This is a genomic window from Flavobacterium sp., assembly GCF_031409475.1.
Classification (GTDB): domain Bacteria; phylum Bacteroidota; class Bacteroidia; order Flavobacteriales; family Flavobacteriaceae; genus Flavobacterium.
On the sequence record NZ_JANNXH010000067.1, the window covers coordinates 89,731 to 100,276 of the forward strand.

12 protein-coding genes are annotated in these 10,546 nt (G+C 32.6%); 7 read left to right on the plus strand and 5 right to left on the minus strand.

All coding sequences use genetic code 11. The features are described from left to right. Window positions 1–55: 55 nt before the first annotated feature. Window positions 56–538 carry a TlpA disulfide reductase family protein gene (locus RMO53_RS13305; RefSeq protein WP_310381639.1) on the plus strand — a complete coding sequence of 161 codons (483 nt, stop codon included), beginning with the start codon at window positions 56–58 and terminating at the stop codon, window positions 536–538. A 1-nt stretch (window position 539) separates the two neighbouring features. Further along, entirely contained in the window at window positions 540–2,009 is a 1,470-nt protein-coding gene (locus tag RMO53_RS13310) for a DUF6029 family protein (protein ID WP_310381641.1), read from the plus strand. Window positions 2,010–2,143: 134 nt separating this feature from the next. Here the strand turns inward: RMO53_RS13310 and yajC are convergent, their stop codons facing one another. From yajC to nusB, 3 genes are read right to left on the minus strand one after another with little or no spacing between them, the layout of a single operon-like run. Next, window positions 2,144–2,416 (minus strand): preprotein translocase subunit YajC, encoded by a 273-nt coding sequence (gene yajC, locus RMO53_RS13315; RefSeq protein WP_310381643.1) that lies wholly within the window; start codon window positions 2,414–2,416, stop codon window positions 2,144–2,146. A 24-nt stretch (window positions 2,417–2,440) separates the two neighbouring features. After that, window positions 2,441–2,866 (minus strand): DUF1573 domain-containing protein, encoded by a 426-nt coding sequence (locus RMO53_RS13320; protein ID WP_310381645.1) that lies wholly within the window; start codon window positions 2,864–2,866, stop codon window positions 2,441–2,443. An 18-nt stretch (window positions 2,867–2,884) separates the two neighbouring features. Continuing rightward, a complete protein-coding gene (nusB, locus tag RMO53_RS13325) occupies window positions 2,885–3,796 on the minus strand; it encodes a transcription antitermination factor NusB (protein ID WP_310381660.1) in 912 nt (303 codons plus the stop codon). Between the two features lie 156 nt (window positions 3,797–3,952). On the opposite strand from nusB, the gene RMO53_RS13330 reads away from it, so the two are divergent. Further along, entirely contained in the window at window positions 3,953–5,713 is a 1,761-nt protein-coding gene (locus RMO53_RS13330) for an ABC transporter ATP-binding protein (RefSeq protein WP_310381648.1), read from the plus strand. 70 nt (window positions 5,714–5,783) lie between these two features. Further along, window positions 5,784–6,161 carry a PUR family DNA/RNA-binding protein gene (locus RMO53_RS13335; RefSeq protein WP_310381650.1) on the plus strand — a complete coding sequence of 126 codons (378 nt, stop codon included), beginning with the start codon at window positions 5,784–5,786 and terminating at the stop codon, window positions 6,159–6,161. 60 nt (window positions 6,162–6,221) lie between these two features. On the opposite strand, the gene RMO53_RS13340 is transcribed toward RMO53_RS13335, so the two are convergent. Both RMO53_RS13340 and RMO53_RS13345 read right to left on the minus strand, forming a co-directional pair. Continuing rightward, window positions 6,222–6,575 (minus strand): tRNA-binding protein, encoded by a 354-nt coding sequence (locus RMO53_RS13340; protein ID WP_310381651.1) that lies wholly within the window; start codon window positions 6,573–6,575, stop codon window positions 6,222–6,224. Window positions 6,576–6,668: 93 nt separating this feature from the next. Further along, window positions 6,669–7,601, minus strand: a complete 933-nt coding sequence (locus RMO53_RS13345) for a peptidylprolyl isomerase (RefSeq protein ID WP_310381652.1) — start codon at window positions 7,599–7,601, stop codon at window positions 6,669–6,671. 118 nt (window positions 7,602–7,719) lie between these two features. On the opposite strand from RMO53_RS13345, the gene trmD reads away from it, so the two are divergent. The 3 genes from trmD to RMO53_RS13360 all read left to right on the plus strand — a co-directional run bounded on the left by trmD (window position 7,720) and on the right by RMO53_RS13360 (window position 10,339). Then, complete coding sequence (gene trmD, locus RMO53_RS13350) at window positions 7,720–8,400, plus strand: tRNA (guanosine(37)-N1)-methyltransferase TrmD (RefSeq protein WP_310381654.1); 681 nt, start codon at window positions 7,720–7,722, stop codon at window positions 8,398–8,400. A 145-nt stretch (window positions 8,401–8,545) separates the two neighbouring features. Then, on the plus strand, window positions 8,546–8,896 hold the full coding sequence (gene rplS, locus RMO53_RS13355; protein WP_310381656.1) for a 50S ribosomal protein L19: 351 nt from the start codon (window positions 8,546–8,548) through the stop codon (window positions 8,894–8,896). Window positions 8,897–9,115: 219 nt separating this feature from the next. After that, complete coding sequence (locus RMO53_RS13360) at window positions 9,116–10,339, plus strand: isocitrate dehydrogenase (NADP(+)) (protein ID WP_310381658.1); 1,224 nt, start codon at window positions 9,116–9,118, stop codon at window positions 10,337–10,339. Window positions 10,340–10,546 lie beyond the last annotated feature (207 nt).

A 10,546-nucleotide genomic window follows, 5' to 3' on the forward strand; every position in this document is an offset into this window, starting at 1 on the left:
TTTATATCTTTTAAACGTATAGAATCTTAGTTTTAACTAATTCAAAAGAGCAATAATGAAAAAATGGATAGCAGTATTTGTAACCTTTGCGTTTATGGGTATTCAAGCGCAAACGGTTACTGATTTTCAGTTGAAAGATATTGAAAACACCAGCCGGGATTTTTCGGAATTAAAAGGAGAAAAACTAACCTTAATCGATTTTTGGACCACTTGGTGCAAACCTTGTAACAAAGCAATCCCAGAATTAAATAAAATATACGCCACTTATAAAGACAAAGGAGTTGCGATAATAGGCATTAGTTGTGATGGACCAAGAAGCATTGCAAAAGTGGCACCATTAAGTAAATCACTTCAAATACAATATCCAATTTTGTTAGATATTGATTCAGAAATCAAGAATCGTTTGAATCTAATGGCTTTTCCAACACTCATTTTAGTCAACTCAAAGGGCAAGATTATTTGGATACACGAAGGATTCGTTTCGGGAGATGCGGAGTTAATTATTAACGAACTAGAACGAAATCTAAATGCAAATTGATATGCAAGAAATTAAAAAAGGAGTATTGCTCTTGGCTTTATTTTTTGGTTCTATCCATGTTTTAGTAGCCCAGATTAGTGGTAATAATCTACTAGAATATCAGTATGGAAAACTCCCAAGTGATAATTCAAAATTTTCAAGTTTTTATGACAGAGCGGTTGTTGGATACACGTATAATGCTTTCAAAGCAGGCATCACTTGGGAGCAGTTTTACACGCCTTTTCAAGAAAGAAATTATACGCAACTCACACAATATTCGTTGCAATATAATTCTAAAATTGTAACGGTAAAATTGGGTAATTTTCAAGAAACAATAGGACGTGGATTATTGTTGCGGTCTTTTGAAATTCTTGGTGCCATTCTTGAGGATTTGAGTTATCGTTCCCGAAATTATTTTCAAAGAGATATTTTAGGATTTAGTGCAAACTTAAAATTCAAGAATTTTACAACAAAAATTATCTACGGCAAACCACTCAACAATGTTTTTCCACCAACACAATCTAATAGTTTGCGCCGTTCAGATGAGATAAAAGCGATTTATTCTGACTATTCCTTTAAAAAACAAACTCTAGGAATTGCCGTTCTTGATGTTTCCAACGCTAGTGGAAATAAACAATATGGCATGGCAACTGTATCCGGAAAAGTATCGCCAATAATTTCTTATTATACCGAATTTGCAAAAGAAACCGGCGATACTAATTTTTCTGATTTCTCTAAAACATCGTCTCATGGGTATTACGGAAATATCAATTTTACGTTTGAAAAACTAGGAATCAGTGCGGAATACAAAGATTATAACGATTTTAATGTTGGCGCAGGAATTAATGAACCACCAGCATTAATCAAAGAACACAGCTATAAAGTCCTCAATCGAAGTACACACGTGGTGCAACCATTAAACGAAACAGGATATCAAATCGAAATGTACTATACTTTTCCAGATGCGTCAACCTTGACATTTAACAATGCAATTGCACGAAATAAACTGGGGAAAGAATTTGTGTTTAAAGAATATTTTACAGAGTATAGTTTTGCAATTGCGCAGAAACATGACGCCAAAGTATTTCTGGATTATGCCGAAGATCCATTTAAACTCGAAGAAAATAGAATTTCGGCTGGAACGTATTTTGAATGGAAAGCCTTTAAAAAAGCCACTTTAAAAACCGAATATGAGTTTCAAACTTTTAGTAGAACTGGAGAAAATATTCAAAATCATGTGCTTACACTTGGTTATGCCTATAAATCGAAATTAGTATTCAATATAGTTACTGAGTTGAGTAACGACTCGTTTATAACACAAAACAATTTGAAATCTTGGATTGGTGCAAACGTAAAATACCAATTAAATAAATCCAATAGTTTACAATTATTTGGAGGACAACGCAGAGGAGGACCAGCTTGTAACGCAGGAATTTGTTACGAAGTATTAGATTTTAATGGCGCAGAATTGAGATGGACAGCTCGTTTTTAGAACTATTAAAAAAAACAGATTCCTAAAATTATTTGCCTCTATTTAAAAAAAAGGAAAACCGCAAATTCGTATATTAAATCAATTGATTTTATTGAATATAATTTGCGGATTTACGGTTACTAATTTCAATAAAACTATTTTTTGTTCAAAGCAGCACTCAATTCCATAGAAATTGCTGAACGCTCCATTTTAAGTTTTCCTGACATAGTTTCTATAACTACTGTAGTTTCTGCAAGTTCTGAAACCTTGCCGTGAAGACCGCTTTTTGTAATAATTTTATCACCAACTTTCAAAGCACTTTCAAATTCTTTTTCGTTTTTTGCTCTCTTTTGTTGTGGTCTAATCATAAAGAAATAGATAACCACAAACATTAACAGAAACGGTGCAAACTGACTTAATTGTTCCATAATTTTAATTTTTATTGTTTTTATTTATTGTGCAACTCCACTTTTTGGGGTTACGATTGCTTTAATACCAAGATTTTCAATGCCTGAATAGGTATTTGAAATAATGGTTATGCTCATATCTTGAACACCTGATTTACCGTGTGAATCAAATGAAATGTTGATATTCTTTTTTTCTCCTGTTTTTACAGGTTCTCTAGGATATTCAGGAACGGTACAGCCACAGGAACCATAAACCTGTGTAATAATCAAATCTGTATCACTAGTGTTTGTAAACGAAAAACTTGTTTTCACTTTATCTCCTTCATTAATTGTTCCAAAATCATGCACTCTTTTTGAAAAATCAATTTTGGCAAAATTCATATTCATTTCCATTGAAGTTTCTTTTTTCTTGCAAGAAAAAAGTAAAACTAGCATAGAGAATGCACACAAAAAAAGGAATTTTCTATTCATATCAAATTTAATTAAGGATTACATTAATCCTCGACCCGCTTTTATAATTCTATCACTAGACTGCAATTCTTTTACTAAATTATCTAAAATTCCGTTTATAAAAATACTACTTTTTGGTGTAGAATATTCCTTGGCAACTTCTAAATATTCGTTGAGTGTCACTTTTATAGGAATGGATGGGAATTTTAAAAATTCGCAAATCGCCATTTTAAGGATAATGGTGTCGATTTCTGCAATACGATCACTATCCCAATTGGGTGTTTTATCATCGTATTCTTTGGCAAACTCCTTTTCGTTTAAAAGCGTTTTTCTAAACAAATCTTTCACAAAATCACGATCTTCATTGTCTTTAAATAATTTTGGAACTCTAAAATTACCTTCCTCTACATCTTTAATCGAATTAAACTGCTTGATAATGTGAGTATTAACAATAGGAATATCATCTATCCATGTCAATTTATTATCTTCTAAATAGTCGTATAATTTATCATTGGTAACTATCACTTCAGTAAATATATCAATGACAAAATCTTTGTCTTCTTGAAAAGTGTTTATTGTATTGCTCATGTATTTATGATACAATTTACTCTTTTTAATAGCATCGAGCAAGATTAAAATATAATCATCGTTTAATATCCAATTGTTAATTTTACGATTTTCTAAAGCTATCGAAAGAGAATTGTTTTCGGTAAGAATTTGGAAAACACGATTCTTAATAAATTTTTCGTTGGGTTTAAGTTCTGCTGCAGTTGCAAGATGTTTTTGACTGGATTTATGCAAAAAAATTGTTTCTTTTTTGCAAATTTCAATTAAAGTCGACAGCATTATTAGATACAAATCTTGAATAGCATCTATACTATGAAACAGAAATTTTTCCTCTTTTTCTAAATCATCCGAACCATTTTGATGCATCGCATATATGGATTGCATGACCTTAACGCGAATATGTCTTCTATTTACCACCTTGTAAGAACTTTTATTATTTAGAGCGCAAAAGTATGAATTTCATTTTTTAAAATAAAATTAAACTTGAAAAATAAACTAAATTCATATTACCTTTGAATTTCTTAAGAATACTTAAATCACATGAAAGAATTACGCTATTTAAATAAATACTTTTTCAAATATAAATACAGCTTTCTCCTTGGAATATTCATCACTATAATTGCTCAAATATTTTCGTTATTTACTCCAAAATTAATTAGTAAATCCTTTAAAATAATAGAATCATTTGAAATAGACAAAACGGTTCCAATTACTGTTGTTCAAAAAGAATTAATTTCGAATATTTTACTCATAATTGCTACGACAATTGTTGCGGGTTTCCTTACATTCTTGATGAGACAAACCTTAATAGTGATGTCACGCCATATTGAATTTGATTTAAAAAATGAAGTTTTCAAGCAATATGAAAACCTTTCGCATAATTTTTACAAACAAAACCGAACGGGAGATTTGATGAATCGCATTAGTGAAGATGTTTCAAAAGTGAGAATGTACGTTGGTCCTGCAGTAATGTATACTATAAATACTTTTATCAGGTTTGCAATTGTAATAATTTACATGTACAAAGTTTCGCCACAACTTACTTTGTACACGTTAATTCCCTTACCCCTACTGTCGTATGCCATATTTAAACTAAGCTCCGAGATTAATAAGCGCAGTACCGTTTTTCAGGAATATTTATCTAAAGTATTTAGTTTTACTCAAGAAATATTTTCAGGAATTAGAGTTATCAAAGCGTATTCATTAGAAAATCAACATCAAAATAACATGATAGCTTTAGCCAATGAAAGCAAAAGCAAGAGTTTAAATTTGGCAAAAATACAAGCCTTATTTGGTCCTTTAATGATCGCGCTTATTGGTGTAAGCAATCTAGTTGTAATCTACTTTGGGGGTTTAATGTATATCGAAGGAACTATAAAAAGTATTGGAACCATTGCCGAATTTATTTTATATGTCAACATGCTTACTTGGCCAGTAGCTTCATTAGGTTGGGTTTCATCCATGGTTCAAGAAGCCGAAGCTTCACAAAAACGAATCAATGAATTCCTGAAAATTGAACCCGAAATCCAAAATAATAACGCTAAAAATTCATTAATTGAAGGCTTTATTTCTTTCGAAAATGTGAGCTATACTTATGAAGATACAAATATAGAAGCCTTAAAAAATGTATCCTTTAAAGTTCACGAAGGCGAAACTCTGGCCATATTAGGAAATACAGGTTCCGGAAAATCTACTATTCTATCACTAATTTCACGAATGTATGATGTAACTCACGGGCAAATAAATATCGACGAACAAGAAATAAGCACGTTAAATTTATATGATTTAAGAAACAGTATTGGAATTGTACCACAAGATGCTTTTTTATTTTCGGATAGTATCCGAAATAATATAAAATTTGGTAAAGAAAATGCAACTGATCTTGAAGTGATAAATGCTGCCAAAACAGCAGTAGTTCATGAAAATATTATTGGATTTAAAAACCAATACGAAACCATTTTGGGCGAAAGAGGCATCACACTTTCTGGTGGGCAAAAACAACGAGTTGCAATTGCAAGAGCTATTATAAAAAATCCAAAAATCTTACTTTTTGACGATTGCTTATCCGCAGTTGACACAGAAACAGAAGAAGCGATTTTGACTAATTTACAAGAAATATGTAAGGATAAAACCACGATTATAGTAAGTCATCGTGTTTCATCGGCAAAAAATGCGGATAACATCATCATTCTAGAGGAAGGTAAAATTATTGAACAAGGTTCTCATAATCAATTATTAAAGCAAGACGGTTATTATGCCTCTTTATATTTTAAACAACTTTCAGAAAAAGAATTACAATAATTGTTGTTTAATACATATATTTTTTAGATTTTTGATTATAACTTAACAACACTAAATTGAGAGAGCGATTATGAGAGAAAATGATATGTTAGAAAAAGAAGAAATATTTTCGAAAGTACTTCGAGCTGGTAGAAGAACCTATTTCTTTGATGTAAGAGCCACTAAAGCCGATGATTATTATATAACAATTACCGAAAGTAAAAAATTCACCGAAGAAGATGGATCTTTTCATTTCAAGAAACACAAAATTTATTTATACAAAGAAGATTTTAGTGCTTTTGCAGAAATTCTTGACGACATGACTTCGTATGTTTTGAACCACAAAGGCGAAGAAGTAATTTCTGAAAGACACCAAAAGGATTTCAAGAAAGAAGTTTCCTATGAAAAAACAGAGGACGAATTACCTTCAACTTCAAGTTTTACTGATATTGAATTTGACGATATTTAGTTTTTTAATACAATTTTAAAATCAATTAGTCTAAAATTCGAAAGAGTTTTAGACTTTTTTTTACCCAATTCGCAATCCGTTTTCAACTTTAAAATCGGGAGCTAATAAAACAATTTCGTTGTTCTCTCCAACAGAACCTAGCACTAAACATTCACTCATGAATTTTCCAATTTGTTTTTTTGGAAAATTCACAACCGAAACAATTTGCCTTCCTATCAAATCCTCTTTCGTATAACGAACCGTTATTTGTGCCGAAGTTTTTCGAATACCAATAGCAGCTCCAAAATCGATTGTAAGTTGATACGCTGGTTTTCGAGCTTCTGGAAAATCATTGGCTTCTAGGATTGTTCCAACTCGCATTTCTACTTTTTCAAAATCTTGCCAAGAAATATCTGGTTGTTTTTCGTTACTCATAAATTCTTTAAATTTGAATTGTAAATATAAAAAAATCCCAATAACAAAATTCGTTATTGAGATTTTTATAAATCAAATATGCTAAATTGTATATTACTTCACGTCCATTAATTCTACATCAAAAATCAACGTTGCGTTTGGCGGAATTGCTCCTCCAGCGCCGTGAGAACCATAACCTAAATGTGATGGAATTACAAAACGGGCTTTGTCTCCCACTTGCAATAAAGCGATTCCTTCATCCCAACCTTCAATAACTTGACCTTGACCTAATCTAAACTCAATTGGTTTTTTGCGAGGATAAGAAGAATCGAAAACTTTTCCGTTTTCTAGAGAACCTTCATAATGAACCGCTACAGTTTTTCCGTTTTCGGCTTTTTTACCAGAACCTCTTTGAATAAATTGGTAACGCAAACCACTTTCGGTTTTTTCGAAACCAGCTGCAAGTTGCTCCATTTTTGCTTCAGCTTCAGCTCTCAGTGCTGCATCACGCTTATTACGAGCACCTTTCAAAGCTATAAAAGCTTCGATTGCATTCCATTTTTGGGCTTCTTCTCCTACTCTAACAATTTCTAGAGTTTCTAAAACATCATTTCCTTCAACTGCATCAACAACATCTTGACCTTCTATCACATGTCCAAAAACGGTGTGTTTGTTATCCAACCAATCCGTTGGAATATGAGTAATAAAAAACTGTGAACCATTACTTGCTGGTCCAGAATTTGCCATAGACAAAACTCCTGGACGGTTGTGTTTTAACGAAGGATGAAATTCATCGTCAAATTTATATCCTGGATCACCAGTTCCTGTACCTTGTGGACAACCACCTTGAATCATAAAATCAGGAATTACTCTGTGAAATTTTAATCCATCGTAGAATTTAGTTCCTTGAGGTTTTACTTTATTTTCCATGTTTCCTTCTGCAAGTGCTACAAAATTCCCTACAGTTCCAGGCGTTAAATCGTGTGTTAGTTTTACTAAAATCGACCCTTTTGTGGTGTTGAATTTAGCGTATATTCCGTTTTCCATGTTTGTGATTTTTTATTGAGGTGCAAATTTACGAATTAAATAGGAAATTTGGAAATTTGAAAACCTTGAACTTTTCAATCTCTAAAACTTCGTACCTTTGCACTTTCAAAACTAAATCATGCGCATAGACATCATCACTTTATTACCTGAATTATTACGAAGTCCGTTTGAAGCTTCGATGATGAAACGTGCTATAGATAAAGGAATTGTCCAAGTACATTTTCATAATTTAAGAGATTACACAACCAATAAACAAAAGTCAGTTGATGATTATCCTTATGGTGGTGGCGCAGGAATGGTAATGAACATACAACCCATTGATGATTGTATCACGCATTTAAAATCCGAAAGAACGTACGACGAAATTATTTATATGTCGCCAGATGGGGAAACTTTGAACCAAAAAATGGCGAACACCATGTCGATGTACGAGAACATTATTATTCTTTGTGGCCATTATAAAGGTGTCGATCAGCGTGTTCGTGACCATTTTATTACCAAAGAAATATCTATTGGCGATTATGTTTTGTCAGGCGGAGAATTAGGCGCACTCGTTTTATGCGACGCTTTAATCCGATTAATTCCTGGAGTATTGAGCGATGAAACCTCAGCATTGACAGATAGTTTCCAAGATAACTTATTGTCTGGACCAATATATACAAGACCTGCAGATTACAAAGGTTGGAAAGTTCCTGAAATTTTAACCAGCGGAAATTTTGCCAAAATCGACAAATGGCGCGAAGATATGGCATACGAACATACTAAGAATAGGAGACCGGACTTGTTAGATAATGGATAATTAACAATGTATAATTGACAGTTAAAAAATTATTAATTATTCATTGTTAATTATCAATTATTTATTACTTTTGCGCCCACATTAGACCAACCTCTGGCGAAAACCGTGAATGTTGCTCTTTTTAAAACCATAATTATATAGTATCATGGCAGATTTAATGAAATTCGTAAAAGACGAATTTGTAGCAAGAAAAGATTTCCCTGTATTTGGAGCTGGAGACACCATCACCGTTTATTACGAAATTAAAGAGGGTGAAAAAACGAGAACTCAGTTTTTTAAAGGAGTTGTAATTCAAAGAAGAGGTTCAGGAAATACTGAAACTTTTACAATTCGTAAAATGTCAGGTGCAATTGGAGTAGAACGTATCTTTCCGGTAAACTTGCCTGCTTTACAAAAAGTTGAAATCAATAAAACAGGTGCTGTTCGTAGAGCTAGAATTTTCTACTTTAGAGAACTTACTGGTAAAAAAGCAAAAATTAGAGATAAAAGAAGATAATACCTTCTTTTGTTTTATCATAAAAGTCCTGACTTCATCGTCAGGACTTTTTTTTTTAATAAAAACAAATGCCCTAAATTATTGTTTTCACAATTTACAAACTACAATTTACGAAATTCATAATTCAATCGATATAGCAATTGAAATACACATTTTATAAACGAATTCATTATATTTGCACCCAGATTTTTTAAGACACTAAACTAATATAAAAATAGCATGGCAAAGATTAAAGTAGCTAACCCTGTAGTTGAATTGGATGGCGATGAAATGACACGAATTATTTGGTCTTTCATAAAAGAAAAATTGATACTTCCTTATTTAGATTTGGATATTAAATACTACGATTTAGGAATGGAAAGTAGAGATGCCACAAATGATCAAATTACTATTGATTCAGCCGAAGCTATAAAAAAATATAATGTTGGAATCAAATGTGCTACTATAACTCCAGATGAAGATAGAGTTAAAGAATTTGGCTTGAAAAAAATGTGGAAATCACCAAACGGAACCATTCGTAACATCGTAGGTGGAACTGTTTTTCGCGAACCAATCATCATGAGCAATGTTCCTCGTTTAGTTCCAGGTTGGACACAACCTATAGTTATTGGTCGTCACGCTTTTGGAGATCAATACAAAGCAACTGACACCGTTATTAAAGGAAAAGGGAAACTAACCATGACTTTTGTTCCAGACGCTGGCGAAACTCAAACTTGGGAAGTATATGATTTTCAAGGCGATGGCGTTGCAATGGCAATGTACAACACAGACGAAAGTATTTTTGGTTTCGCTCATTCTTCGTTCCAAATGGCATTGACAAAAAAATGGCCTTTGTATCTTTCGACAAAAAACACAATTTTAAAAGCGTATGATGGACGTTTCAAAGATATTTTTGAAGAAGTGTATCAAGAACATTACAAAGCAAAATTTGCCGAAGCTGGAATTATTTACGAACACCGATTGATTGACGATATGGTTGCTTCTGCAATGAAATGGAGTGGCGGCTTTGTTTGGGCTTGTAAAAACTACGATGGTGACGTTCAATCTGATACTGTTGCACAAGGATTTGGTTCACTCGGATTAATGACTTCTGTACTCGTAACGCCTGACGGAAAAACCGTTGAAGCCGAAGCTGCGCACGGAACTGTAACACGTCATTATAGACAACATCAACAAGGAAAAGCCACTTCTACAAACCCTATTGCTTCTATTTTTGCATGGACAAGAGGTTTGGAACACAGAGGTAAATTAGATAATAATCAAGCCTTAATTGATTTTTGTTTAACCCTAGAGCAAGTTTGTGTAGCCACTGTAGAAAGCGGAAAAATGACCAAAGATTTAGCCATGTTAGTAAAACCAGAAGGTTTAACTGCTGCTGATTACCTAACTACCGAAGCATTTTTAGCTGCCATCAAAGAAAATCTAGACGCTAAATTAGCCTAATAAAAATCATAAAATTTTCAAAAGACAACTGGAAACGGTTGTCTTTTTTATTTAGATATAATTTTTAACCCGTTGGGTGCAATTAATAAAAACAAGTAAAAAATAATTTTACCACATAGAAACATAGAAAAAAAGAGTTAGATAGCCCACTTCATGGGTTCAGATAGCTATGATTTTCTTAAAATAAGTGAAACGCCTTTTAAAATT

What these genes read in the sequence shown, in the direction of transcription:
- RMO53_RS13305 (WP_310381639.1), top strand. Translation starts at nt 56, where the DNA reads ATGAAAAAATGGATAGCAGTATTTGTAACCTTTGCGTTTATGGGTATT.
- RMO53_RS13310 (WP_310381641.1), top strand. Translation starts at nt 540, where the DNA reads ATGCAAGAAATTAAAAAAGGAGTATTGCTCTTGGCTTTATTTTTTGGT.
- yajC (WP_310381643.1), bottom strand. Translation starts at nt 2,416, where the DNA reads ATGGAACAATTAAGTCAGTTTGCACCGTTTCTGTTAATGTTTGTGGTT.
- RMO53_RS13320 (WP_310381645.1), bottom strand. Translation starts at nt 2,866, where the DNA reads ATGAATAGAAAATTCCTTTTTTTGTGTGCATTCTCTATGCTAGTTTTA.
- nusB (WP_310381660.1), bottom strand. Translation starts at nt 3,796, where the DNA reads ATGCAATCCATATATGCGATGCATCAAAATGGTTCGGATGATTTAGAA.
- RMO53_RS13330 (WP_310381648.1), top strand. Translation starts at nt 3,953, where the DNA reads ATGAAAGAATTACGCTATTTAAATAAATACTTTTTCAAATATAAATAC.
- RMO53_RS13335 (WP_310381650.1), top strand. Translation starts at nt 5,784, where the DNA reads ATGAGAGAAAATGATATGTTAGAAAAAGAAGAAATATTTTCGAAAGTA.
- RMO53_RS13340 (WP_310381651.1), bottom strand. Translation starts at nt 6,575, where the DNA reads ATGAGTAACGAAAAACAACCAGATATTTCTTGGCAAGATTTTGAAAAA.
- RMO53_RS13345 (WP_310381652.1), bottom strand. Translation starts at nt 7,601, where the DNA reads ATGGAAAACGGAATATACGCTAAATTCAACACCACAAAAGGGTCGATT.
- trmD (WP_310381654.1), top strand. Translation starts at nt 7,720, where the DNA reads ATGCGCATAGACATCATCACTTTATTACCTGAATTATTACGAAGTCCG.
- rplS (WP_310381656.1), top strand. Translation starts at nt 8,546, where the DNA reads ATGGCAGATTTAATGAAATTCGTAAAAGACGAATTTGTAGCAAGAAAA.
- RMO53_RS13360 (WP_310381658.1), top strand. Translation starts at nt 9,116, where the DNA reads ATGGCAAAGATTAAAGTAGCTAACCCTGTAGTTGAATTGGATGGCGAT.